Annotated in this window: 25 protein-coding genes; 21 read left to right on the forward strand and 4 right to left on the reverse strand. The window is 64.9% G+C overall.

Annotation, left to right across the window (positions count from 1 at the left end; genetic code table 11):
* The first annotated feature begins 21 nt into the window (after positions 1–21).
* The 10 genes from IVA81_RS23675 (at position 22) to IVA81_RS23720 (ending at position 9482) form a co-directional block, all read left to right on the forward strand.
* Positions 22–783 carry a tripartite tricarboxylate transporter TctB family protein gene (locus IVA81_RS23675; protein WP_247322443.1) on the forward strand — a complete coding sequence of 254 codons (762 nt, stop codon included), beginning with the start codon at positions 22–24 and terminating at the stop codon, positions 781–783.
* Positions 784–790: 7 nt separating this feature from the next.
* The gene (locus tag IVA81_RS23680; RefSeq protein WP_247322444.1) at positions 791–2305 is read left to right on the forward strand and encodes a tripartite tricarboxylate transporter permease; all 1515 of its coding nucleotides are present in this window, start codon (positions 791–793) and stop codon (positions 2303–2305) included.
* Positions 2306–2437: 132 nt separating this feature from the next.
* The gene (locus IVA81_RS23685; protein WP_247322445.1) at positions 2438–3418 is read left to right on the forward strand and encodes a tripartite tricarboxylate transporter substrate binding protein BugD; all 981 of its coding nucleotides are present in this window, start codon (positions 2438–2440) and stop codon (positions 3416–3418) included.
* 171 nt (positions 3419–3589) lie between these two features.
* Complete coding sequence (locus IVA81_RS23690; protein ID WP_247322446.1) at positions 3590–4384, forward strand: thymidylate synthase; 795 nt, start codon at positions 3590–3592, stop codon at positions 4382–4384.
* A gap of 5 nt (positions 4385–4389) precedes the next feature.
* A complete protein-coding gene (locus IVA81_RS23695) occupies positions 4390–4875 on the forward strand; it encodes a GNAT family N-acetyltransferase (protein WP_247322447.1) in 486 nt (161 codons plus the stop codon).
* The gene (locus IVA81_RS23700) at positions 4875–5387 is read left to right on the forward strand and encodes a dihydrofolate reductase (RefSeq protein WP_247322448.1); all 513 of its coding nucleotides are present in this window, start codon (positions 4875–4877) and stop codon (positions 5385–5387) included. The genes IVA81_RS23695 and IVA81_RS23700 overlap by 1 nt, the downstream gene beginning before the upstream one ends.
* A gap of 152 nt (positions 5388–5539) precedes the next feature.
* Positions 5540–6676, forward strand: a complete 1137-nt coding sequence (gene hflK, locus IVA81_RS23705; RefSeq protein ID WP_247322451.1) for an FtsH protease activity modulator HflK — start codon at positions 5540–5542, stop codon at positions 6674–6676.
* Positions 6673–7569, forward strand: coding sequence for a protease modulator HflC (locus tag IVA81_RS23710; protein ID WP_247322454.1), 897 nt, complete (start codon positions 6673–6675; stop codon positions 7567–7569). The genes hflK and IVA81_RS23710 overlap by 4 nt, the downstream gene beginning before the upstream one ends.
* Positions 7570–7639: 70 nt before the next feature.
* Positions 7640–7846 (forward strand): DUF2065 domain-containing protein, encoded by a 207-nt coding sequence (locus IVA81_RS23715; RefSeq protein WP_097663030.1) that lies wholly within the window; start codon positions 7640–7642, stop codon positions 7844–7846.
* Positions 7847–7988: 142 nt separating this feature from the next.
* A complete protein-coding gene (locus IVA81_RS23720) occupies positions 7989–9482 on the forward strand; it encodes a Do family serine endopeptidase (RefSeq protein ID WP_247322457.1) in 1494 nt (497 codons plus the stop codon).
* Positions 9483–9613: 131 nt separating this feature from the next.
* Here the strand turns inward: IVA81_RS23720 and serB are convergent, their stop codons facing one another.
* The gene (gene serB / locus IVA81_RS23725; protein ID WP_247322460.1) at positions 9614–10519 is read right to left on the reverse strand and encodes a phosphoserine phosphatase SerB; all 906 of its coding nucleotides are present in this window, start codon (positions 10517–10519) and stop codon (positions 9614–9616) included.
* Positions 10520–10530: 11 nt separating this feature from the next.
* Here serB and miaA point away from each other — a divergent pair, with 11 nt between their 5' ends.
* The 9 genes from miaA to IVA81_RS23770 all read left to right on the forward strand — a co-directional run bounded on the left by miaA (position 10531) and on the right by IVA81_RS23770 (position 19654).
* A complete protein-coding gene (gene miaA / locus IVA81_RS23730) occupies positions 10531–11487 on the forward strand; it encodes a tRNA (adenosine(37)-N6)-dimethylallyltransferase MiaA (RefSeq protein WP_247322470.1) in 957 nt (318 codons plus the stop codon).
* 329 nt (positions 11488–11816) lie between these two features.
* Complete coding sequence (locus IVA81_RS23735; RefSeq protein ID WP_247322471.1) at positions 11817–13592, forward strand: acetolactate synthase 3 large subunit; 1776 nt, start codon at positions 11817–11819, stop codon at positions 13590–13592.
* 5 nt (positions 13593–13597) lie between these two features.
* Positions 13598–14569, forward strand: a complete 972-nt coding sequence (locus tag IVA81_RS23740; protein ID WP_247322472.1) for a threonine dehydratase — start codon at positions 13598–13600, stop codon at positions 14567–14569.
* A gap of 23 nt (positions 14570–14592) precedes the next feature.
* Entirely contained in the window at positions 14593–15135 is a 543-nt protein-coding gene (gene ilvN, locus IVA81_RS23745) for an acetolactate synthase small subunit (RefSeq protein ID WP_246925109.1), read from the forward strand.
* A gap of 3 nt (positions 15136–15138) precedes the next feature.
* The gene (locus IVA81_RS23750; protein ID WP_247322474.1) at positions 15139–15834 is read left to right on the forward strand and encodes a class I SAM-dependent methyltransferase; all 696 of its coding nucleotides are present in this window, start codon (positions 15139–15141) and stop codon (positions 15832–15834) included.
* Between the two features lie 170 nt (positions 15835–16004).
* A complete protein-coding gene (locus tag IVA81_RS23755) occupies positions 16005–16892 on the forward strand; it encodes an EamA family transporter (protein ID WP_247322476.1) in 888 nt (295 codons plus the stop codon).
* A gap of 7 nt (positions 16893–16899) precedes the next feature.
* On the forward strand, positions 16900–17502 hold the full coding sequence (locus IVA81_RS23760) for a LysE family translocator (RefSeq protein ID WP_247322477.1): 603 nt from the start codon (positions 16900–16902) through the stop codon (positions 17500–17502).
* 133 nt (positions 17503–17635) lie between these two features.
* Positions 17636–18655 (forward strand): ketol-acid reductoisomerase, encoded by a 1020-nt coding sequence (gene ilvC / locus IVA81_RS23765; RefSeq protein ID WP_027529584.1) that lies wholly within the window; start codon positions 17636–17638, stop codon positions 18653–18655.
* A gap of 150 nt (positions 18656–18805) precedes the next feature.
* Positions 18806–19654: an SDR family oxidoreductase gene (locus tag IVA81_RS23770; RefSeq protein WP_247322478.1), complete on the forward strand. Its 849-nt coding sequence runs from the start codon at positions 18806–18808 to the stop codon at positions 19652–19654.
* A 10-nt stretch (positions 19655–19664) separates the two neighbouring features.
* On the opposite strand, the gene IVA81_RS23775 is transcribed toward IVA81_RS23770, so the two are convergent.
* A complete protein-coding gene (locus IVA81_RS23775; protein ID WP_247322480.1) occupies positions 19665–20285 on the reverse strand; it encodes a ferric reductase-like transmembrane domain-containing protein in 621 nt (206 codons plus the stop codon).
* Between the two features lie 107 nt (positions 20286–20392).
* Between IVA81_RS23775 and IVA81_RS23780 the strand changes: the two genes are divergently transcribed.
* Positions 20393–21046: a TetR/AcrR family transcriptional regulator gene (locus IVA81_RS23780; RefSeq protein WP_247322482.1), complete on the forward strand. Its 654-nt coding sequence runs from the start codon at positions 20393–20395 to the stop codon at positions 21044–21046.
* Between the two features lie 225 nt (positions 21047–21271).
* Positions 21272–22984 carry a sulfatase-like hydrolase/transferase gene (locus IVA81_RS23785; protein ID WP_247322484.1) on the forward strand — a complete coding sequence of 571 codons (1713 nt, stop codon included), beginning with the start codon at positions 21272–21274 and terminating at the stop codon, positions 22982–22984.
* A gap of 188 nt (positions 22985–23172) precedes the next feature.
* Here the strand turns inward: IVA81_RS23785 and IVA81_RS23790 are convergent, their stop codons facing one another.
* On the reverse strand, positions 23173–24732 hold the full coding sequence (locus IVA81_RS23790) for a glycine betaine ABC transporter substrate-binding protein (RefSeq protein WP_247322486.1): 1560 nt from the start codon (positions 24730–24732) through the stop codon (positions 23173–23175).
* Positions 24729–25511, reverse strand: a complete 783-nt coding sequence (locus IVA81_RS23795) for an ABC transporter ATP-binding protein (RefSeq protein ID WP_247322487.1) — start codon at positions 25509–25511, stop codon at positions 24729–24731. Before IVA81_RS23795 ends, IVA81_RS23790 begins: the two co-directional genes overlap by 4 nt.
* Between the last annotated feature and the right edge of the window lie 58 nt (positions 25512–25569).

The following is a 25569-nucleotide window of genomic DNA, read 5'->3' on the forward strand; positions in this document are numbered from 1 at the left end:
CGGGTCGCGGAGGAGACATTCATGGCCGACACGATGGGCCACTCAGCGACGGCCACCCGAAATACCCGGTTGGCGCTCGGCTTTTGTCTGCTGGCGATTGCGCCGCAGATCTTCGAATTGATCTGGTCGATCGGGACGATCTTCGGCTGGGGGGCCGGCCGCGGCCCGGCGACGGTGGCCACCAGCCACGTGACGGCGCTGCTCGCAGGCGCGCCCAGTGCGATCTTCGGATCGTTCGGCGGCGGCACCAAGAAGCTGTCGTCCGAGGTCCTGCTGGCGCTGATCTATTCCTATCCGCTGTTTGTGGTGGCGATCCTCACGCTGTTCATGTCCATCAGGTCGGCCCAAGATTATGTCGGCGGCGTCGTCCTGATGGCCGTTGCCCTGTTCGCGCTGTGGGCAGGGAGCGACTTGCAGGGGATGCGAGGCTTCTCCTTCGGCGCGGGCACCGCGCCGCGGATGTTCGGCGGACTGCTGGTCGCCTTGTCCGCCGGCATCGCCTTGACCGGTCTTCTGACCGATGGGCCGGCAATGGCCCATTATTCATGGCGGGGGCCATTGTTCGTGGTGGCGGCGATCCTGTTCTTCGCGCTGGCGATCCGGCCGCTCGGCCTCGTGGTCACGGCCTTTGCGAGCTTCATGATCGCGGCGACAGGGTCGCAGGAAACGCGCTGGCTGGAGGCAGCCATCGTGGGCGCCTGCTTGACGGTCGGTTGCGCAATCCTGTTTCCATACGTGCTCGGGCTGCCGATGCCGATGTATCCGCGTTTTCTGATCCAGTGAGGGTGTGATGGATATCTTTGCCAACCTCGCTCACGGTTTTGCCGTCGCGCTCACTCCGATCAACCTCCTGATGTGCCTGATCGGCGCCCTCGTGGGCACGCTGGTCGGCGTGCTCCCGGGCATCGGCACCATCGCAACGGTCGCGATGCTGCTGCCGATCACCTTCGGACTGCCGCCGGTCGGCGCGCTGATCATGCTCGCCGGCATCTACTACGGTGCCCAATATGGCGGCTCGACAACGTCGATCCTGGTCAACATACCAGGCGAGGCGACATCGGTCGTCACCGCCATCGACGGCCACCAGATGGCGAGGCAAGGCCGCGCCGGCCCTGCGCTGGCGATCGCCGCGATCGGCTCGTTCTTCGCCGGCTGCGTCGCGACCGTCCTGATTGCCGTCCTCGGCGCGCCGCTCACAAAACTCGCGCTGGCTTTCGGCCCGGCCGAATATTTCTCGCTGATGGTGCTCGGCCTGATCTTCGCAGTCGTGCTGGCCAAGGGCTCCGTGCTGAAGGCGATCGCGATGATCGTGTTCGGCCTGTTGCTCTCGATGGTCGGTTCGGACATCGAGACCGGCGCCTCGCGCATGGCCTTCAACATTCCGGAGCTTGCTGACGGCCTCGGCTTTGCGACTGTGGCGATGGGCGTGTTCGGCTTTGCCGAGATCATCCGCAATCTCGATGCCGGCGCCGAGATGAGCCGCGATCTCGTGCAGCAGAAAATCACCGGCCTGATGCCGACCAAGAAGGATCTGATCGACTCGACGCCCGCCATTCTGCGCGGCACTGTGCTCGGCTCGATCCTCGGCATCCTGCCCGGCGGCGGTGCGACGATCGCATCATTCGGCGCCTATACGCTCGAGAAGAAGCTCGCCAAGAACCCGTCGCGGTTCGGTCGCGGCGCAATCGAAGGCGTGGCGGGGCCGGAGAGCGCCAACAACGCTGCGGCGCAGACCTCCTTCATCCCGCTGCTGACGCTCGGCATCCCGCCGAACGCGGTGATGGCGCTGATGGTTGGCGCGATGACCATCCACGGCATCGTGCCAGGACCGCAGGTGATGCAGAAGCAGCCCGACCTCGTCTGGGGCATGATCGCCTCGATGTGGATCGGCAATCTGATGCTGATCATCATCAACCTGCCGCTGGTCGGCATCTGGGTCCGTCTGCTCCGCGTGCCGTACCGGCTGATGTTCCCATCGATCGTGATTTTCTGCGCGATCGGCATCTACTCGGTGAACAACGCACCGGTCGACGTGATCCTCGCCGGCGTGTTCGGTCTCGTCGGCTACTGGCTGATCAAGCACGATTTCGAGCCGGCGCCGTTGCTGCTCGGCATGGTGCTCGGGCCGCTGATGGAAGAGAACCTGCGCCGTGCGCTGCTGATTTCGCGCGGCGACTGGAGCGTGTTCCTGACGCGGCCGCTGTCGGCGGTGCTGCTTGCGGTCGCGGCAGCCCTCCTGTTGCTCACGGTGCTGCCTGTGTTGCGATCGAAGCGCGACGAGGTGTTCACCGAATCCGAGAACTGAGCGCCGCGCGCCTGCGTCGGCGCGCCGCATTCGGAAGTCGAATCGACATGTGTGACGGCTTCGTGAAATGAAAATGCCGGCCTTTGGGCCGGCATTTTTGTTTGTGTCCAAGGGGCCGACACGGGGATCGACATGACCGTTATCCGCGCGCTCACGGGCGCATGTGCCGCAGCGCTCGCGTCGCTGTGCACCTTCATCGCGCCGGCTGAGGCGCAGACCTATCCGACGCGCAGCATCACCATGGTCGTGCCGTTTGCGGCCGGCGGCCCGACCGACGTCGTCGCGCGTATCGTCACCGCCCACATGGCGCAGACGCTGGGGCAGAGCATCATCATCGAGAACGTGGTCGGCGCCGGCGGCACTACCGCCACAACGCGCGCCGCGCGCGCGCCCAATGACGGCTATACGCTCATCACCGGGCATATGGGCACGCATGCCGCCTCCGTGCCGCTCTATCCCAAGCTCGCCTATCATCCCGAGAAGGACTTCGAGCCGATCGCGCTGCTGGCGGGCACGCCGATCCTGATCCTGGCGCGCAAGGACTTTCCGCCGAAGGATTTGAACGAGTTCGTCGCCTATGTGAAGGCCAATGCCGAGAAGGTGAACGCTGCGCATGCCGGCGTCGGCTCGGTCTCGCACGTCTCCTGCGAGCTGCTGCACTCGATCCTCGGCATCAAGCCGGTCGGCGTGCCCTTCAACGGCACGGGACCCGCGATGAATGCGCTGGTGGCGGGGCAGGTCGACTACATGTGCGATCAGATCGTCAACGCCGTGCCGCAGATCAATGCCGGCACCATCAAGGCCTATGCGATCGCAACGCCCGAACGCAATCCGTCGCTGCCGAACGTGCCGACGACAGCGGAAGCCGGCCTGCCGAAATTCCAGGCCCAGGCCTGGAATGCGATATTCGCGCCCAAGGGAACTTCGCCTGCGATCGTGGCCAGCCTGAACGCTGCGGCCAGCAAGGCGCTCGACGACGAGACCGTGCGCAAGCGCCTGCTCGAGCTCGGCAGCGTCATCCCGGGCCCTGCGGAGCGGACGCCGGAGGCGCTGGCCAGCCTCGTCAAGAACGAGATCACGAAGTGGACCCCGGTGCTCAAGCCGGCGACTTAGGCAATGCTATCAAGCCGATAGGCAAGGGGCGGGACATCAAGTTCCGCCCCTTGTCGTTTGCGCCGGGAGCTCTCATTTTTCCGGGTATAATCGGAGCGGACAGCGAATCGCCGCTGTTGCAGCGCGGGGGCGGCCGCTAAGTTCGCCGCCTCCCCAAAGGCTCAGTCGCACATGCACCAGTATCAGGACCTGCTCGAGCGGATTCTTTCAGACGGCGCCGAGAAGACCGATCGGACCGGCACCGGCACGCTCTCGGTGTTCGGCCATCAGATGCGCTTCAATCTGTCCGCCGGCTTCCCGATGCTGACCACCAAGCGGCTGCCGCTGAAGGCGATCGTGCATGAGCTGTTGTGGTTCCTGAAGGGCGACACCAACATCAAATATCTGCGCGACAACGGCGTCACCATCTGGGACGAATGGGCGGATGCCAATGGCGATCTCGGCCCGGTCTACGGCCATCAATGGCGCTCCTGGCCGGCGCCTGACGGCCGCAGCATCGACCAGATTGCGAACGTGGTCGACATGATCAAGCGCAATCCGGACTCGCGTCGTCTGATCGTCTCGGCGTGGAATCCGGCCGAGGTCGACAAGATGGCGCTGCCGCCGTGCCATTGCCTGTTCCAGTTCTACGTCGCAGGCGGCAAGCTGTCCTGCCAGCTCTACCAGCGCTCGGCCGACGTCTTCCTCGGTGTGCCCTTCAACATCGCCTCCTACGCATTGCTGACGATGATGGTGGCGCAGGTTACCGGCCTGAAGCCCGGCGACTTCGTGCATTCGTTCGGCGACACCCATCTCTATTCCAACCATCTGGAGCAGGCAAAGCTTCAGCTCACCCGTGCGCCGCGTGCGCTGCCGGTGATGCGGATCAATCCTGACGTGAAGGACATCTTCTCCTTCCGCTTTGAGGATTTCGAGCTCGTCGGCTACGACCCGCATCCGCACATCAAGGCGGAAGTCGCGGTCTAGCGCCCATGTCGCTCAACATCCGCCGTGCGCGCACGGGTGAAGCCGGGCTCGTTCTCTCCTTCATCCGTGAGCTTGCCGCGTACGAAAGGCTTTCGCACGAGGTCGAGGCGACCGAGGCTGACATCGCGGACGCGCTGTTCGGCGACAGGCCGCAACTCTATTGCGCGATCGCCGAGTGGAACGGTGAGGGCGTCGGCTTCGCGGTCTGGTTTACGAATTTCTCCACCTTCAGCGGCCGCCACGGCATATATCTCGAGGATCTCTACGTGCGGCCGTCGCATCGGGGCAGGGGTCTCGGCAAGGCGTTGCTGGTCTATCTCGCGAAGGAGTGCGTCGACAACGGCTGGGCGCGCCTGCAATGGGCGGTGCTCGACTGGAACGCGCCGTCGATCGCGTTCTACAAATCGCTCGGCGCCGTCATGATGGACGACTGGACGCTGTGCCGCGTCACCGGGCCAGCGCTGACGCAGCTTGCCAGGAGTGCGCCCTGATGGAGATCGTCTTCGTCGTCGCGATCGCGGAGAACGGCGTGATCGGCGCGGGCAACGCGATCCCGTGGCGATTGAAATCCGACATGGCGCGCTTCAGGGCCCTCACGATCGGCAAGCCCGTGGTCATGGGCCGCAAGACCTTCGAATCGTTGCCCCGCCGTCCCCTGCCGGGCCGCACCAATATCGTGATCACGCGGGATGCGGACTATCGCGCCGCAGGTGCCATCGTCACGACATCGGCGGCGGATGCGGACGCGGTTGCGCGCGGCGATGCCCTGCGGCGTTCGGTCACTGAGATCGCGGTGATCGGCGGTGCCGAGATCTTTCGGCAATGGCTCGATCGCGCCGATCGCCTCGAAATCACCGAAGTACATGCGCGGCCGGAAGGCGATACGCATTTCGATATCGACAGGGCGGAGTGGGACGAGGTCGCGCGTGTCCGCCATCCTGCCGGAGGCGCCGACAGCGCCGATTTCTCCTATGTGACATATCGTCGGCGGCCGCGCCATTAACTGCATTCGTCAATGTTTACATTGACTTTTTCGTGCCCGAGCATAGCTCCAAAGACGGTCGGGGCCGCGTTGTAAGGGACCTGCCTGTCCCCTATAAAGCGGACCGGACAAAGCGGGCGGGGGCAATTCCACCCTGCCGAGGAGAGCGTCGAATGCCGTGGAAGAATCAGGGCGGTGGCCCATGGGGCTCGGGTCCAAAGGGACCATGGGGCTCCGGCCCGCAACCGGTCGGGCCGAGGCCGCCGGATCTGGAAGACCTTCTGCGGCGCGGCCAGGACCGCCTCCAGCAGATCATGCCGGGCGGCTATTTCTCCGGCATCGGCATCACGCTGATCGTGCTGCTGATCGTCGCGTTCTGGCTGCTGTCGGGCTTCTTCCGCGTGCAGTCCGAAGAGCTCGGCGTCGTGCTGCGCTTCGGCAAGCATGTTCGCACCGTGCAGCCCGGCCTGAACTATCATCTGCCCTATCCGATCGAGACAGTGCTGCTGCCCAAGGCGCTGCGCGTCTCCACCATCTCCATCGGCATGACGCTGATCGACGATCCGGCACGGCGCGGCCGCTCCATTCGTGACGTCCCGGAAGAGAGCCTGATGTTGACCGGCGACGAGAATATCGTCGACGTCGACTTCACCGTGCTCTGGCGTATCAAGCCGGATGGTGTCGGCGACTTCCTCTTCAACATCCAGAATCCCGAGGGCACGGTGAAGGCGGTTGCCGAGAGCGCGATGCGCGAGGTGATCGGCCGCTCGCAGATCCAGCCGATCCTGACCGGTGCGCGCAACGTGACGGAGCAGGGCGTGCAGGAACTGATCCAGAAGACTCTGGACAGCTACGGCGCCGGCATTCAGATCAGCCAGGTGCAGATGCAGAAGGTCGATCCGCCGGCCCAGGTGATCGACGCCTTCCGCGACGTCCAGGCTGCGCGCGCCAATCTCGAGCAGTTGCAGAATGAAGCGCAGACCTACGCCAACCAGATCGTGCCGCAGGCGCGCGGACGTGCGGCGAAGATCCAGCAGGATGCCGAAGGCTACAAGGAGCAGGCCGTCGCCGAGGCCAAGGGCCAGAGCGCGCGCTTCCTGAAGGTTTACGAGGAATACAAGAAGGCGCCCGGTGTGACGCGTGAACGGATCTATCTGGAGACAATGGAGCGCGTGCTCGGCGGCGCCGACAAGCTCGTCTATGACGGCGGCCGCTCGGGCCAGGGCATCGTTCCCTATCTGCCGCTGAACGAATTGACCACCAAGCGGCCACCTACCACCGGTCCGCAGTCGAGCGGAGGCAACCGATGAGGTCTCCGGTCACAGGTATCGTCACGCTGCTCGCCCTCCTGCTCGTCGTGGTCGTCGGCTACATGTCGCTGTTCACGGTGCAGCAGACCGAGCAGACCATCGTGCTGCAGTTCGGCCGGCCCGTCGACGTCGTCACCGCGCCCGGCATGCACTTCAAGGCGCCGTGGAATTCGGTGATCAACATCGACAAGCGGATTCTCGACCTCGAGAACCCGTCGCAGGAAGCGATCGCGTCCGACCAGAAGCGGCTCGTGGTCGATGCCTTCGCGCGCTATCGCATCAAGGACGCGCTGCGCTTCTATCAGAGCGTCGGCTCGATCCAGGCTGCGAACATCCAGCTCACCACGCTCCTGAACGCGGCGTTGCGCCGCGTGCTCGGCGAGGTGACCTTCATCAACGTGGTGCGCGACGATCGTGAGAAGCTGATGCAGCGCATCCGCGAGCAGCTCGATCGTGAGGCGGACGGCTACGGCATCCAGGTCGTCGACGTCCGGATCCGGCGCGCCGACCTGCCGGAGCAGAACAGCCAGGCGGTCTATCTGCGCATGAAGACCGAGCGCGAGCGCGAAGCCGCCGAGTTCCGCGCGCAGGGCGGCCAGAAGGCCCAGGAGATCCGCTCCAAGGCTGACCGCGAGGCGACCGTGATCATCGCGGAAGCCAACTCGCAGGCGGAGCAGACCCGCGGTGCGGGCGACGCCGAGCGCAACCGCCTGTTCGCGGAAGCCTACAGCAAGGACGCCGACTTCTTCGCGTTCTACCGGTCGATGACGGCCTATGAGAACGGGCTGAAGTCGAGCGATACCCGCTTCCTGCTGCAACCGGACTCGGATTTCTTCCGGTATTTCGGCAACCCGTCCGGCAAGTCGGCAACCGAGACGCCGGCGAAACCGTAAGCTAGACGAAGGGCGGCAGGTCTGCCGCCCTTCGTCCAGACAAGAACAGCACACGGGAGGTTCCAATCCGATGAGGTCCATTGCGTTCGCCGACTTCCTCATCGGCCTGGGCATCTTGTTCGTGCTGGAAGGCCTGATGTTCGCGGCCAGTCCAAACTGGATGCGCAAGGCCATGAAGAGCGCCATCGCCACGCCGGACAACGTCCTGCGGGTGGTCGGGATCGGTTCGGCCGTCGCCGGCCTGATCCTGATCTGGGTTATGCGACGTCCGGTTTAGACCTCGCGCCAACGCCAAAGTGAAGGCGAAAGACCGGTTTTCGCCGTATTGTCGGGGTCTTGAGGCTCGTTAAGCTCCGTGCTTGCGCCGTCCCCCCGTTCGAGCGCAGTCTGGACGCCGAACCCCTTTCCTGGAGATACCAATGCCCGCTGCCACCGTTGCCCCGACCCGCTTGCGTTTAGGGCTGGCCGCGCTCGCCGTCAGTGCATTCGGTGTGTTCGGCACGCCGGCTCATGCGCGTGGACCGGATGGCATCGCCGACGTTGCCGAGAAGGTGATCGACGCGGTCGTCAACATCTCGACCTCGCAGACCGTCGAAGCCAAAGGCGGGGGCGGCAATACCATGCCGCAACTGCCGCCCGGCTCGCCCTTCGAGGAGTTCTTCGACGACTTCTTCAAGAACCGGAAGGGCCCCGGCGGCAGCAAGGGCGGTGAAAATAGTCCGGCGCCGCGGAAGACCAATTCGCTCGGAAGCGGCTTTATCATCGACACCGCAGGCGTGGTCGTCACCAACAACCATGTCATTGCAGACGCCGACGAGATCCACGTCATCCTCAATGACGGCACCAAGATCAAGGCCGAGCTGGTCGGGGTCGACAAGAAGACCGATCTCGCCGTGCTCAAGATCAAGCCGACGAAGCCGCTGGTCGCGGTGAAGTTCGGCGATAGCGACAAGCTGCGCCTCGGCGACTGGGTGGTCGCGATCGGCAACCCGTTCAGCCTGGGAGGCACGGTGACGGCCGGCATCGTCTCGGCCAAGAACCGCGACATCTCCTCAGGGCCCTACGACAGCTATATCCAGACCGACGCCTCCATCAATCGCGGCAATTCCGGCGGTCCGCTGTTCAACCTCGACGGCGACGTCATCGGCGTCAACACGCTGATCATCTCGCCCTCCGGTGGCTCGATCGGCATCGGCTTCGCCGTGCCGTCGAAGACGGTGGTGGGCGTCGTCGACCAGCTCCGTCAGTTCGGCGAGCTGCGCCGCGGCTGGCTCGGCGTGCGCATCCAGAGCGTCACCGACGAGATCGCCGAAAGCCTCAACATCAAGCCGCCGCGCGGTGCGCTGGTTGCCGGCGTCGACGACAAGGGGCCGGCCAAGCCGGCCGGCATCGAGCCCGGCGACGTCGTCGTCAAGTTCGACGGCAAGGACGTCAAGGACCCGAAGGACCTGTCCCGCGTCGTCGCCGACACGGCGGTCGGCAAGGAGGTCGACGTCATCATCATCCGCAAGGGTCAGGAAGAAACCAAGAAGGTCACGCTCGGCCGCCTCCAGGATCCCGAAAAGGTGCAGGCCGCAGTGAAGACCGACGAGCCGGCGCCCGAGAAGCCGGTGACGCAGAAGGCGCTCGGCCTTGATCTGGCAGCGCTGAGCAAGGATCTGCGGACGCGCTACAAGATCAAGGAGAGCGTCAAGGGCGTGGTCGTCACCAATGTCGACGCCAATTCCGACGCCGCCGAGAAGCGGCTCTCCGCCGGGGACGTCATCGTCGAGGTCGCACAGGAGGCCGTTTCCAGCGGCGCCGACATCCAGAAGCGGGTCGATCAGCTCAAGAAAGATGGCAAGAAGTCGGTGCTGCTGCTGGTCTCGAATGCCGACGGCGAGCTGCGCTTCGTGGCGCTGAGCGTGCAATAAATCCTGGGCAGTCCCGTAGGGTGGGCAAAGGCGCTCTTGCGCCGTGCCCACGCTCTCTTCCTTTAATGGACAGGATGGTGGGCACGCTTCGCTTTGCCCACCCTACGGCTGCCGTGCAAGCGGCGAGAGACTCACCCCTCCACGAACTCCTCGCGCCGATATCCCTGCGCATAGAGCAGCGCGGTGAGATCGCCGTGATCGATCCGCGCGGCTGCCGCGGCGGCGACTGCCGGCTTGGCGTGATAGGCGACGCCGAGCCCCGCCGCCTGGATCATGGCGAGATCGTTGGCGCCGTCGCCGACCACGACCGAGTCGATGTCGTCGAGATCGAACGACTCCATCAAATCCACCAGCGTCGCGAGCTTGGCGGCCCGGCCCAGGATCGGCTCCTTCACTTCGCCGGTGAATTTGCCGTCGCGCACGACGAGCTCGTTGGCGCGGTTCTCCTGAAAGCCGATCTTTGCGGCGACCGCGGTCGTGAACAGCGTGAAGCCGCCGGAGACGAGGCAGGTGTAGGCGCCGTGGGCGCGCATGGTCGCGACCAGTGTGCTGCCGCCCGGGGTCAGTGTGATGCGCTTGGCCAGCACCTCGTCGACCGCACTGGCGGGCAGGTCCTTCAGCAGCGCGACGCGCTCGCGCAGCGCCGGTTCGAACTCGATCTCGCCGCGCATGGCGCGTTCGGTAATGGCGGCCACATGCGCCTTCACCCCGACGAGATCGGCGAGCTCGTCGATGCATTCCTGGCCGATCATGGTGGAATCCATGTCGGCAAGAAAAAGCTTCTTGCGCCGGACGCCGACTGGCTGCACGACAATGTCGATGGGCAGGTCGCCGCGCAGCTCGCGGAGCCGCTGCTCGATGGCGTGACGGTCGCCTTCGAGGTTACTGTCGGCGCCGAAGGGGATGTCGACCGCGACCCCGTCGAACAGCCAGTGCGCGGGAGCCGCCTGCGGCAGCACGGCGCGGGCGCCATCGACGATGGTCGAGTCGAGCGCGGAATTGTCAGGGTTGCAGATCAGCGTGGCGACGAGGGACATTTGAGGTTTTCGTGAGCGAGGAGCAGGTCAGCAGAAGGCCTATTGGCGAGGCCGTGCTTATCGCAGGCCCGACCGCCAGCGGCAAGTCGGCGCTGGCGCTGGAGCTTGCGCTCGCCACCGGCGGTATCGTCATCAATGCCGATTCCATGCAGGTCTATCGTGACCTCCGCATCATCACGGCACGGCCGACAGATGGCGAGGAGGCCCGCGCTCCACATCGTCTCTATGGCCATGTCGATGCGGCCGTGAACTTCTCGGCGGGCGCCTGGGTGGCTGACGCGGCAAAGGCGCTCGACGAGGCGAAGGCGGAAGCCCGCCTGCCGATCTTCATCGGCGGCACCGGGCTCTATTTCAAGGCGCTGACGGCGGGGCTCTCCGTGGTGCCGCCCATTCCTGCCGAGGTGCGCGAGGCCGTGCGCGCGCGGCTGGAGCGGAACGGCGCGGAAGCGCTGCATGCGGAACTGGCGCGTCGCGATCCGCGCGCCGCCGAGCGATTGAACCTGCGTGACCGCACCCGGATCGCGCGCGCGCTCGAAGTGATCGAGGCGACCGGCCGTTCGCTGCTCGACTGGCATGGGCAGGGCCAGCCGCCGCTGCTGCCGAAGGACAGTTTTCGCGCGGTATTTCTCGCTCCCGACCGTGACGAGCTCTATGCACGGATCGATGCCCGTTTCGATGCCATGTTGGGTGCTGGCGCGTTGAGGGAGGTCGAGCGGCTCGCCGCAAGACATCTCGATCCGCTGCTGCCGGCGATGAAAGCTCACGGCGTGCCGGCCCTGATCCGGCATCTGCGCGGTGAACTCAGCCTGGAGCAGGCCGCCACCATCGGGCGTGCCGACACCCGCCACTACGCCAAGCGGCAGTTCACCTGGTTCCGGCATCAATTGCCGGAGTTCGAATGGGTGAAGCCGGAGGCGGCGAGGGGATGGCTCGCTGCCATCGTGAACGCCGACCGAGACCCCGGCTGACCCGCTTTTCTGTCCAGGTTCCCGAATTTACCTCTCGCCGAACCCCGGGAACACCGCTACACTGCCTAAATCGCGTGGGAACGGCCGCATTGCCTTGACATCCAGGCTTTGGCCGCTATGTTTCGCGCAACCTTTGGGAAGCCGAGCGCCCGCCATGCGTAACATTATTACCAAACTCCTCATCGCCGTCGTACCCAGGCACACCGCCGGGGGTGGCTAGCTGCCATCCACATGACAGGCGGTGTGCATGGGCCCTCTTCGGGGCCTTTTTTATTTCCCGAACCTGACACGAACGAAGCCGCTGACAACAGCGCATCCGGAGCAAGCCAATGAGCGACAAGAGCCACGATCCGAACCAGATGACCGGCGCCGCGATGATCGTCCGCGCGCTCATCGATCACGGCGTGACCGACATTTTCGGCTATCCCGGCGGCGCCGTGCTTCCGATCTATGACGAGATTTTCCAGCAAAGCGAAGTCCAGCACATCCTGGTTCGCCACGAGCAGGGCGCAGGCCACGCCGCCGAGGGCTATGCGCGCTCGACCGGCAAACCGGGCGTTGCGCTGGTCACCTCCGGCCCCGGTGCCACCAACATGGTGACGCCGTTGACGGACGCGCTGATGGACTCGATCCCGCTGGTCTGCATCTCCGGCCAGGTGCCGACGCATCTGATCGGCAACGACGCGTTCCAGGAGTGCGACACCGTCGGCATCACGCGCCCCTGCACCAAGCACAACTGGCTGGTGCGCGACGTCAACGATCTCGCAAAGGTCCTGCACGAAGCTTTCTATGTCGCGACCTCCGGCCGTCCGGGCCCGGTGCTCGTCGACGTTCCCAAAGACGTGCAGTTCGCGACCGGAACCTATCATCCGCCGCGCAAATCCGACGTGCACCGCTCCTATGCCCCGCGCGTGAAGGGCGATGCGACGCAGATCCGCAAAGCCGTGGCGCTGCTCGCCAATGCCAAGCGCCCGGTGATCTACAGCGGCGGCGGCGTCATCAATTCCGGCCCCGAGGCGACCAGGCTCTTGCGCGAGCTGGTCGAGGTCACCGGTTTTCCGATCACCTCCACGCTGATGGGCCTCGGCGCGTACCCTGCGTCGGGCAAGAACTGGCTCGGCATGCTCGGCATGCACGGCACTTACGAAGCCAACATGACGATGCATGATTGCGACGTCATGCTGTGCGTCGGTGCGCGTTTCGACGACCGCATCACCGGCCGCGTCGATGCGTTCTCGCCGGGCTCGAAGAAGATCCACATCGACATCGACCCGTCCTCGATCAACAAGAATATCCGCGTCGACGTGCCGATCATCGGCGATTGCGGCAACATCCTCGGCGACATCCTCCAGGTGTTCAAGGCGGAGGCGAAGAAGCCCGACATCAAGGCGTGGTGGCAGCAGATCGCGCAGTGGCGCGCGCGCAACTCGCTCTATTACCGGAAGAGCAACGATGTCATCCTGCCGCAGCACGCGATCCAGAGCCTGTTCGAGGCGACGCGCGGCAAGGACACCTACATCACCACCGAGGTCGGCCAGCACCAGATGTGGGCGGCACAGTTCTTCGGCTTCGAGGAGCCGCATCGCTGGATGACGTCGGGCGGTCTCGGCACCATGGGCTACGGCCTGCCGGCCGCGGTGGGCGTGCAGGTTGCCCATCCCGACAGCCTCGTCATCGACATCGCGGGCGATGCCTCGGTGCAGATGACGATGCAGGAGATGTCGACGGCGGTGCAGTACGAGCTGCCGATCAAGATCTTCATCCTGAACAATCAGTACATGGGCATGGTGCGGCAGTGGCAGCAGTTGCTGCACGGCAACCGCCTGTCACATTCCTATTCGGAGGCGCTGCCGGATTTCGTCAAGCTCGCTGAAGCCTATGGCGGCGTCGGCATCCAGGTGCACAAGCCCGGCGATCTCGACGGCGCCATCCAGGAGATGATCTCGGTCAAGCGGCCCGTGCTGTTCGACTGCCGCGTCGCGGCGCTCGAAAACTGCTTCCCGATGATTCCGTCCGGCAAGGCTCACAACGAGATGCTGTTGCCGGAGCAGGCCAACGACGAAGCCACCGCCAAGGCCTTCGCCGGCGGCAAGGCGCTGGTGTGAGCGCGATGTTCGACCTGACGGACCTCGAGCGCGCACATGCGATCGTGGGGCAGGCGGTGCCGGCAACGCCGGCGCATGCCTGGCCGCTGCTCGCAGCACGGCTCGGCACCGAAGTTGTCGTCAAGCACGAGAACCACACGCCGATCGGCGCCTTCAAGGTGCGCGGCGGTCTGGTCTATCTTGACCGCCTTAAGCGCGAGCGGCCGAACATTCCGGGCATCATCTCGGCGACGCGCGGCAATCATGGCCAGAGCCTGGCCTTTGCCGCGAGCCGTCACGGCATTCCGGCCGTGATCTACGTGCCCCGCGGTAACTCGGTCGAGAAGAACCGCGCGATGAAGGCCTTTGGCGCCGAGCTCGTCGAGCATGGCGAGGACTTTCAAGCAGCCGCCGAAGAGGCCCAGCGGCGCGCCCAGTTTACTGGCCTGCACATGGTGCAGTCGTTCCATCCGGATCTCGTGCTCGGGGTCGCGACCTATGCGCTCGAACTGTTCAGGAACGCGCCGGACCTCGACATCCTCTATGTCCCGATCGGGCAGGGCTCCGGCATCTGCGGCTGCATCATGGCGCGCGACCTTCTGGACCTGAAGACCGAGATCGTCGGCGTGCAGTCGACACAAGCGCCGTCCTACGCGCTGTCGTTTGCGGCCGGCAAGATCGTGACGACCGAAACCAGCAACACGCTCGCCGATGGCATGGCGACGCGCATTCCCGATGCAAACGCGTTTGCGCTGATCCGCAAGGGAGCCGCCCGCATCGTGCAGGTCACCGACGACGAAGTCGCCGCAGCGATCCGCGCCTACTGGACCGATACGCACAACCTTGCCGAAGGCGCCGGCGCCGGCGCGCTCGCCGCGGCGCTTCAGGAAAAGCCAAAGCTGTCGGGCAAGCGCGTCGGTCTCGTGCTGTCCGGCGGCAACATCGATTTCGATCTGTTCCGCCGTTGGGTTGGAACAGACGCGCCAGCGATGGCGTGACGGAGAGACAAGAGGGGACGACAATGAACCAGCCCGCATCCGCCTATTTCATCGAGGAGCGCCACGATCCGAACGAGACGCATACGCTCTCGGTGCTCGTGCAGAACGAGCCGGGCGTGCTCGCGCGCGTCATCGGCCTGTTCTCGGGCCGCGGCTACAACATCGAAAGCCTCACGGTCTCGGAGACCGAGAGCCAGAAACATCTGTCGCGCATCACCATCGTCACCACGGGTACACCGATGGTGATCGAGCAGATCAAGCACCAGCTCGATCGCATGATCCCGGTCTACCGGGTCGTTGACATGACCCTGACCAGGCGCTCGATCGAGCGGGAGCTGGCGATGGTGAAGGTGCGCGGTCAGGGCGAGCATCGGGTCGAGGCGCTCAGGCTCGCGGATGCGTTCCGCGCCCGGGTGATCGACGCCACGACCGAGAGTTTTGTGTTCGAGATCACAGGCAATACGGACAAGATCAATCAATATATCGACCTGATGCGCCCGCTCGGTCTTGTCGAGGTGTCGCGCACCGGCGTTGCCGCGATCGGCCGCGGGCCTGAAGGGATGTGAACCATGCTGGCGCGCGACTGGTACTATAATGAGCGGAACCGGATGGGGATCGGGCCCGCAGTGGCGTCGATCTACGACAATCATGACGATGCGGACCTGCGGGCGCGCGCCGCGCTGAAAATGCTCGGGGTGCAGCGCGGCTGGCGCATCGCCGACATCGGCTGCGGCAACGGCGTGCTGGCGACTGAAGCGGCCCTGATGGGCGCCGAGGTCGACGCCATCGACATCTCGCCGGCGATGCTGGCGCTTGCCGAGATCTACGCCCGCGACCGCAAGGCGCCGGTGCGCACGCAATCGGCCGGCCTGCTCAGTTTCGCCTACCGCCCGGAATCCTACGACCTGATCGTCAGCGAGTTCACGCTGCATCATCTGCCGGATTTCTGGAAGGCGGTGGCGATGTCGCGGATCTATCGTGCGCTCAAGCCCGGCGCGAGCTTCTACCTGCGCGACATCGTCTACGCCTCGATGCCCGACGCCATCGAGCGCGACGTCGAGCAATGGGCCGACTTCCAGATCAAGAACCACGATTTTGCGCGCGACAGCGTCGTCACGCATATGCGCGACGAATATTCCACCTTCGGCTGGGTGATGGAGCGGATGCTGACCGACGTCGGCTTCACGCTGGTCTCGGCCGATTACCACGCACCAATGCACGGCACTTATCTGCTGCGGAAACCGAAAGCCGGCGAGCAAGGCTAGAGCTGTGAGAGCAAGCTGCAACGACAACGTCGCTGCACTCCCTCCCCCGCTTGCGGGGGAGGGTCGGGGAGAGGGTGTCTCCACAAGCGAGAACCCCCAAGAGGAGAAAGCCCTCACCCGCGCCTTCGGCGCGACCTCTCCCGCAAGCGGGAGAGGTTAGGGAGTTTGGAATGAAGCCGGCCGACATCCTCATCGCCATCCTGGTGGCGATCATCTGGGCGCTTGCCTTTGTGGCGAGTCGGATCGCGCTCGACGAATTCTCGCCGGAGTTGATGACGGCGATGCGTTTTGCCATCGCCGCGGTGCCGTGCCTGTTCATTCCCAAGCCGAAGGTCGCCTGGTCGCTTCTGGTCGCGATCAGCTTCACGCTGTTCCTCGGCCAGTTCCTGTCGCAAGCTTACGGCATCGCCCATGGCGTACCCGTGGGGCTGACCAGCGTCGTGGTGCAGAGCCAGGCGCTGTTCACCATAGGCTTTGCCGCGATCGCATTCGGCGAGCGGCCGACGCCGGTGCAGACGCTCGGCATCGTCATCGCGGCGGTGGGACTTCTCATGATCTGCGGCACCGTCGGTTATGACTTCAGCGTCGGTGCGTTCGCGGTGCTGATGATCGCTCCGATCTGCTTTGCGATCGGCAATCTCCTGCTGCGCGGGGCCCGCGGTGCGCCGATGTTCGACTTGTTTGCCTGGCTCTGCCTCACCGCCGCGGTGCCGCTATTCGCGCTCGCGCTGATCGTCGATGGGCCGGCGCCGACCTTCCAATCGCTGATCCACATGTCGCTCACCGGCCTCATCTGCCTGTTGGCAATCGGCGCCATCTCCACCAGCATCGCCTATTGGCTGTGGGGCAGGCTGCTGCGCGACTATCCCGCCGCGCAAGTGGTGCCGTTCGCGCTGCTCGTGCCGTTCGTCGGCTCGGCTGCCTCAAGCATCGTGTTCGGCGAGCGGTTTGGACCCTTGCGGCTCGCCGGCATGCTCACCGTGATCGTTGGTATCGCGGTGATGGTTCTGGCGAACCGGCCCAAGGCGCTAGCCAAACCGCTGCCGAAGACGGCGTGAGGTGAACATGTCCCAGTCGCTGTTCTACGCCTTCCTCATCTTCATGATCGTGATGTACTTCACGCCCGGGCCGAACAACATCATGCTGCTGTCCTCGGGCCTGACCTACGGCTTCCGGCGCACCATCCCTCACATCGTCGGTATCGTCCTCGGCTTTGCCTTCATGGTCGCCGCTGTCGGTCTCGGGCTCGGCTCGGTGTTCCTGGCCTATCCGATCCTCCAGACCATCCTGAAATATGCCGGTGCGGCCTATCTGATCTATCTTGCCGCCGCGATCGCCATGTCCGGCCCGACCAAGTCGGGGGAGGGGGACGGCCGCGGCCCGATGACCTTCTGGGGCGCGGCGATGTTCCAATGGATCAACGCCAAGGGCTGGGTGATCGTGATCGGCACCATCACCGCCTATGCGGCGATCGCCCAATTCCCGCTCAACATCGCGATCCAGACCCTGATCAGCCTGATCGTCGGCACGGTCTCGACCGTGGTCTGGGCCCTGTTCGGCTCCGCATTGCGGCCGGTCCTGACCTCGGAGCGGCTGGTCCGCGCCTTCAATATCTTGATGGCGATCCTGCTGCTGGCCTCCCTCTACCCCGTTTTCATGGATGCATGATGTCGCGGATTTCCATGCAGAAACGGGTTTCCCTAAGGGCTGAAAATGCTCTAGACAGCCCCCGAAATCCGCAAATTTCACCCTTCGGACACTGACCAATGGCCGATTTTCGGCCCTGAACGAGGAAACGACCATGCGTGTTTATTACGATCGCGACGCCGACCTGAACCTGATCAAGGGCAAGAAGGTCGCCATCGTCGGCTATGGCAGCCAGGGCCACGCCCATGCGCTCAACCTGAAGGATTCCGGCGTCAAGGAAGTCGCCATTGCGCTGCGCAAGGACTCGGGCTCGGTCAAGAAGGCGGAAGCCGCCGGCTTCAAGGTGATGGAAGTCGCCGAAGCCGCCAAATGGGCCGACCTCGTCATGATGCTGACCCCGGACGAGCTCCAGGGCGACATCTATCGCGAGCACCTGCACGACAACATGAAGAAGGGCGCCGCCCTGGTGTTCGCGCACGGCCTCAACGTCCACTTCAACCTGCTAGACCCGCGCGCCGACCTCGACGTGCTGATGATCGCGCCGAAGGGCCCCGGCCACACCGTGCGCTCCGAATATCAGCGCGGCGGCGGCGTGCCCTGCCTGATCGCGATCGCCAAGGACGTCTCGGGCAACGCCCATGACCTCGGCCTGTCCTACGCTTCGGCTGTCGGCGGCGGCCGCGCCGGCATCATCGAGACCACCTTCAAGGAAGAGTGCGAGACCGACCTGTTCGGCGAGCAGGTCGTGCTCTGCGGCGGCCTGGTCGAGCTGATCAAGGGCGGCTACGAGACCCTGGTCGAAGCCGGCTACGCGCCGGAGATGGCCTATTTCGAGTGTCTGCACGAAGTGAAGCTGATCGTCGACCTGATCTATGAAGGCGGCATCGCCAACATGAACTACTCGATCTCCAACACCGCCGAGTACGGCGAGTACGTCACGGGCCCGCGCATCGTCACCGCCGAGACCAAGGCCGAGATGAAGCGCGTTCTCGCCGACATCCAGGGCGGCAAGTTTGCCCGCGACTGGATGCTCGAGAACAAGGTCAACCAGACCTCGTTTAAGGCGACCCGCGCCAAGCTCGCTCAGCACCCGATCGAGGAAGTTGGCGCGAAGCTGCGCGACATGATGCCCTGGATCAAGAAGGGCGCGCTGGTCGACAAGTCGAAGAACTAAAGTCGCCGTCTCCCGGACGCAGCGCATCACGCAAGTGGTGCGCTGCTGATCCGGCGGCCATCGCAGCTCCTGGGTCCAGGCTTTGCGCTCCCCCCTTCGCACCATCGCCGTTTTCCGACATGATCGCGGGAACCTTGAGGGGAGGGCACCATGCGATCTGTCGTCGTCACCGGCGCGTCCACCGGCATCGGCTGGGCCACTGCAAAAGTCTTGCTCGGGCGCGGCTTCCGCGTCTTCGGTAGCGTCCGCAAGCAGGCGGATGCGGAGCGGCTCAAGGCTGAGTTCGGCGCCAATTTCACGCCACTGCTGTTCGACGTCACCGACGAGGCTGCCGTTCTTGCTGCCGCGCGAACGGTTCGCGAGGCGCTGGGCGGCGAGACGCTGGCCGGCCTCGTCAACAATGCCGGCATCGCGGTCGCCGGTCCCGTGCTCGAATTGTCGGCGGACGATTTCCGCCGCCAGATGGACATCAACGTCATCGGGCCTGTGATCGCGACGCAGGCGTTCGGGCCCTTGCTCGGGGCCGACCCGTCGTTGAAGGGGCCGAAGGGGCGGATCGTGATGATCAGCTCGGTCGCGGGCAAGAACGGCAATCCGCTGTCGGCGCCCTACTGCACCTCAAAGCACGCCATCGAAGGATTGTCCGAGAGCCTGCGCCGCGAATTGATGCTGTTCGGCGTCGACGTCATCATCGTCGCCCCCGGCGCGGTGAAGACGCCGATCTGGAGCAAGGCCGAACAGATCGATCTGTCCGTCTACCAGAACTCGCCCTATCTGCCGGCGCTGAACAAGGTCATGGCCTTCATGATGGACCTCGGCGCCAAGGGCCTGCCGGCCGAGCGGATCGCCGAAATCGTGTTCGAGGCGCTGACTGCGGCAAGCCCCAAGGTGCGCTACCAGGTTACGCCCGATCCGGTTCGCCATCTGATCGGCGCCGTGCTGCCGAAACGGACGCTCGACCGCATCATCGCCAAGCGGCTTGGGCTGCTGCCGCAATAAGGCAGGCGCTTCAGCCCGCCACAACGGTCTGCCCACGCGGGCGACGGGCCATCGCGATCATGCGCAGCGTCATCACGACCAGGAGCGGAACGAGGAACGCGGTGTAGAGCGGCATCGCCGGGACGCGCTTGCCGAACGAGACCATGAACTGGAACCAGAGATAATAGCCGCCGGCAAGGTGCAGCGTACGCCAGGTGCGCGGCCCGATCAGCGCGGCGGCGCGGTCGAACGAGGTCGCGCTCATGGCGATGATGCAGGCATAGCCGATGCCGCCGAAGATGTAGGAAACGGCCGAGGTGGCCTCGGCAAAGCTGGCAGGATCCATCCACGCGAAAACAACAATCGCGACCGCGTGGATGGCGTGGGAAGCAGCAAAACTCAGGCCGAGATAGCGACGGTTGCGCCGCTGCCAGCGCGTCCAGGCGTTGGGCCACAGCCGCGCCAGTGCCGCCGCGCTGAAGGCGAGGCAGAACAGCAGCAGCGAGCTTCGCGCCGTGAAACGGATCACCATCCGCACGCCCTCGACCTCGAATTGCCGCATCGAGGCGATCCACAGGCTAAGGACGACCAGGCTCAACGCGAGCGCGGCAAGCAGCCGCCAGCCTTCGAACCAGCCTTGACGTTGCGACATGGTGACGTTCCTCCGTTATGTAATCATCGATTACATTTCGATGCCGCCGATTGGTCAATGGTGTAATCGTCGCTTACATTCACGTTCGGGTGATGCTAGGAGCCGCCATGCCCGCCCGTCAGCCGTCCAAGCCCCGTGCCCGCCGCCCCAGAAGCCAGGCGCGGCCGTATCACCACGGCGACCTTCGCCGTGTCCTGATCGATGCTGCGCTGCAATTGGCGGCGGAGGGGGCGGAGGTCTCTGTCCGTGAGGCCGCGCGCCGGGCAGCGGTGTCGCCGGGCGCGCCGTTCCGGCACTTTCCGAACCGGGATGCGCTGATGGCGGCGGCGGCCGAGGAGGCGCAGCGGCGTTTTCGTGCCGAGATCGAGGCCGCGTTGAGCGAGGCTCCCGCCACCAACCCGCTCGCCCGTTTCCGTGCCTTCGGCCTCGCTTACCTGCGTTGGGCGATGCGCAACCCCGCCCATTTCGAGATCATCTCCACCGGGCGTTATTTCGTCCATGGCAGCTCCGCTGAACTGACGCGCGACAATGCCGAGTTGATCGCGCTGACCGAAGGGATCCTGGCCGAGGCGGCGGGGCAGGGCCTGCTGCGCTCGGCGGACCTCAAGCGCATTCAGATCGCCGGCCGGGCCCTGGTTTACGGTTTTGCCCGGATGAATCTCGACGGCCACCTTCCGCGCTGGGGCGTCGAGGCGGGGGAGATCGAGCGGATGGCGGAAGGGGTGCTCGACCTGTTCATTGCCGGGATCGCAAAGCCCTAGCACGGCGAGCGGCCTTGCCCGCCGCCGTGCGGCAGTTCGCCGCTCACTAACATTAAGCGAAGGTCGGTCACGACGCGCGTTGCCTGTCCTTGATCGTTCCGTTACAGTTTTATGACATGGTGCAGGCTTCCGGCTGCGCCGGAAGCCCTAGCCGCCCTTATTCAGCCCTTGGGCCGGCCAGACGGCTGGGTATCATCGCGCCGGACCAGCTGTTGCGTGTCGTCGATGGCGTCCGCGCCTAATCCAGGTCCCTCTGCCGCCACCGCCGCCCTCGCCAGCGTCGCCGCGCTCGGCATCTGGCGGCTGCTTGCCGTTGCCGCGCCGCATCTGGCCGCGCTGGCGCTGATGTATGAGACCGAGACCGATTTCGGCTCGCGCCTCTCCTTTGCGCTCGCCTGGGGCATCCTCAATTTCTTCTGGATCACGCTGCTGCGCCGGCCGGCGCTATCAGGCGCGCTGTCGCTGACCATGGTCGTCGTGCTGGTGCTGCTGTCGCGGCTCAAGCACGACGTGGTGCAGATGACGGTCAACTTCATCGATCTGATGATGATCGACCGCGACACCGTCGCATTCCTGTTCACGATCTTCCCGAATTTGCGCTGGTCGGTGATCCTGGCCGGCTTCGTCACGCTGCCGCTGATGTATGCGCTGTGGTGGCTCGATCCATTCCGTATCCGCCGCCTGCCGGCGTTCGCCTGCAAGCTCGCCTGCCTTGCCGCACTGGTCGGTTATTCGCTCTATCATCCGGACGAGGCCTGGCGCGGCTATTACGACGACGGCTATCTGTCTAAATTTTTCCGCTCCGGCGTCAGCTCGGTCTCCGACTTCGTGCAATACGGCTTCATGGAATCGGCCGCTTCGACCAATGAGCGGCTCAACATGCCGCTGCTCGATTCCTGCCATCCCGCCGGCCGCCGGCCGAACATCATCATGATCCATGATGAATCCAGCTTCGACATCCGCGCCGCACGGGGCATCAAGGTGCCGCCGCGCTATGGCGATCACTTCAAGTCGTGGGACGGCAAGCAGCGCACGTTCCTCGCCGAGAGCAACGGCGGACCGAGCTGGTTCACCGAATACAACGTGCTGGCGGGGCTTTCCTCGCGCTCGTTCGGCCGCTTCGCCTATTTCGTGACGCGCATCGCCTCGAGCCGGGTCGAGCGCGGCCTGCCGCTGGCGCTGCGCCGCTGCGGCTACGACACGATGTCGCTCTATCCCGCCCATGGCGGCTTCATGGCCGCCCGCAGCTTCCAGATGACCACCGGCATCGAACGCTTCCTCGATTCGAAGGACCTCGGTGCCAAGGACGTCGAGCCCGACAGCTTCTTCTACGACAAGGCGCTCCAGCTGATCGGCCAGCAGCCGCCGAACAAGCCGTTGTTCACCTTCATCTATCTCGGCGCCAATCATTTCCCCTGGGAGACGCGCTTCCGTCCCGACCTGCTGCCGAACTGGCGCGCGCCAGGCAACGTGCCGTCCATCGACGAATATCTGCGCCGGCAGGCGATGAGCGCCGAGCATTACAAGGCGTTCGTCGCGGGGCTGAAGAAGACGTTTCCCGGTGAGCCCTTCCTGATCGTGCGTTACGGCGATCATCAGCCGGAGTTCGCGCCTGCTATTCTCGAGCCCGGGCTCGACGAGGGCGCGATCGGCAAGAAGCTCGACGCCTACGATCCGCGTCTCTATGCGACTTACTATGCGATCGACGCCGTCAATTTCGAGCCGGTGAAGAGCGACGCCGTGATGGACACGATCGACGGCCCCTATCTGCCGCTGGTCATCCAGGAGGCCGCCGGCATCCCGCTCGACCCATCCTTTGCCGAGCAGAGGGAGATCATGCTCCGCTGCAAGGGCATGTTCTACAGCTGCAAGGACGGCGCCGAAGCGCGGCGGCTGAACCGCCTGCTGATCGACGCGGGGATGATCAGGGGATTGTAACTCCTGTTTTGACTACAAGCGATACTCTTCGACCGTCACCCTGAGGTGCTCGCCTCTTCGGCGAGCCTCGAAGGGCGACAGCCCGGCTGCATCTGCATCGTGGCCGTTCATCCTTCGAGGCTCCCGATGGGGCGCTCTGCGCCCCATCACTCGCGCCTCAGGATGACGGAGCTTGAGCGGAGCCAAGCCTACCGCCCGCCCACCTTCTCCCACAGCCATCGCGCCACCGCATCCGGCGACGAGTTCGCGTCGTTGCCGCTGGCGCGCAAATTCGCTTCGCGCATGGTGGCGATATCGATCTTGCCGAGCAGTGGCTCGAGTGCGGCTTGCAGCCGCTCGTCACCGGCGCGCTTCGGCGCGAGCAGCAGGATGGCATCATAGGGCGGGATCGCGTGCCTGGGATCCTCGAGCGCGACGAGATCGTATTTCGCGATCAGCCCGTCGCTGGTGTAGCCGGCGATCACGTCGACCTCGCCGCTGGCGACCGCCGCATACATGAAGTCGGGCTGCATCTGGCGCTGGGCGCGGAAGGTGAGGCCATAGGCCTTTTGCAGCGCAGCCCATTCCGGTCGTGAGAAGAATTCATAGTCGCCCGCGATCGACAGGCTCGCCGCATGTGCCGCGAGATCGGCGATGGTACGGATGCCAAGCGCCTCGGCGCGCTTTTTCGGCATCACCAGCGCATAGGCATTCTCGAAGCCGAGCTCGCCGAGCAAAGTGATGTTGTCCTTGGCGAGCGCCGTCTTCAGCTCGGCGACCAGCTCGGCGCGTGGCTTGATATCGGTGCGATGCAGCTGGTTGGCCCAAAGCGTTCCGGAATAATCGACATAGAGATCGATATCGCCGGCCTTCAGCGCCTGGAAGATCACGCTGGAGCCGAGGCCGGATCGTGCGGTGGCGGAGAGGCCTGCCGTCTGAAGCCGGTCCCTGAGCAGGGCCGAGAGCACATATTGCTCGGCGAATGTCTTGGCACCGACGACATAGCCCTGCGACGAGCGTCCCATCGACGGGACCAGCGTTGCGGCGACCAGCGCTGCGATGCCGGCTGCGCCCAGCGCGGAGCGGGCGTGGCTGCGGTGACGCAGGCCGGCCTCGATCAGGCCGAGCAGCTGATCGACGGCAAGCGCCAGCAGGGCCGAGGCAAAGCAGCCGAACAGCACGAACACCCAGTTCTGGGTCTGGAGCCCGGCAAAGATGTAATTGCCGAGGCTGGTCTGCCCGATCGGCGTCGACAGCGTCGCGGTACCGATCACCCACACCGCGGCAGTGCGGATGCCCGCCATCATCACCGGCAGTGCCAGCGGCAGCTCGACCATCAGCAACGACTGCCGCGCGGTCATGCCGACGCCCTTGGCGGCCTCGATCAGCGCGGGATCAATGCCGTTGAGCCCGGTGATGCCGTTGCGCAGCACCGGCAGCATCGAATAGAGCGCCAGCGCCAGCATCGCCGGCAGGAAGCCGAACGCCGAGAAGGAAACGCCGAACCAGGCCAGCGTGACGGACGCGGCCAGCAGCAGCAGCGGATAGAACAGCGCGAGCAACGCCAGACCCGGCACCGTCTGCACGATGCTGGCGATTGCGAGCAGGATGGCTCGCGGCGCCGGGCGGTTGCGCGTCAGGATCGCCAGCGGCAGGCTGACGGCGAGACCGAGCGCGAGCGCGGCGAGACTTACCCGCACATGGTTGCCGAGATAGTCGGGCAAATGCGCCAGCGCCTCGCCCCAGCGCGGATCGGCGAGCAAGCTCATGCCGCACCGCTCGTTGGCAGCAACGCGTTCAACCGCTCGACCTGGCGCCGGGGCGTACGCAGCAGCTCCAGCACATAGGCGTCCTCGCTCTTCGAAAGTTCCGCCGGCGTACCCTGCGCCAGCAGCTTGCCGCCACGCATCACGGCGATGCGGTCGGCGAGCAGGATCGCCTCAGTCATGTCATGGGTGATCATCACGGTGGTCAGGCCGAGCTTGCGATGCAGCGAACGATAGTCGTCGCCGAGCGCATCGCGGGTGAGGGGATCGAGTGCGCCGAAGGGCTCGTCCATCAGAACGATGCGAGGCCTCGCCGCCAGTGCCCGCGCCACGCCGACGCGCTGACGCTGGCCGCCGGAGAGTGCCTCCGGCAGCCGGTCGCGATGCGCATCACGATCGAGCTGAACGAGCTCCAGCAGCTCGTCGACACGTGTCGCGATGTCGGCTGTCGGCGTGCCCAGCAGCCTTGGTGTGATCCCGATATTGTCGGCGACGCTCAAATGGGGAAACAGCCCGCCGGCCTGGAACACGTAGCCGATCCGGCGCCGCAGCGCGACCGGATCAACGCTTTGCACCTCGTGGCCCTCGATCGTGATCGCGCCCCTATCCGCCTCGATCAGCCGGTTGGCCAGCCGTAGCAGCGTGGTCTTGCCGGAGCCCGAGCCGCCGACGATGGCCACAAATTCGCCCTCGGCAATGTCGAGCGACACATCGTCGACGGCCCTAAGCGGGCCAAAGCTCTTGGTGACGAGGTGGTAGCTGATCGCCAGCTTCGAGGGCATTGGATGCGGCTCATTTTTTCCTTAGCCATGCGTAGCACGCTTGGCGCCTTGATTGAAC

It is taken from the genome of Bradyrhizobium sp. 141 (genome assembly GCF_023074055.1).
GTDB lineage: Bacteria > Pseudomonadota > Alphaproteobacteria > Rhizobiales > Xanthobacteraceae > Bradyrhizobium.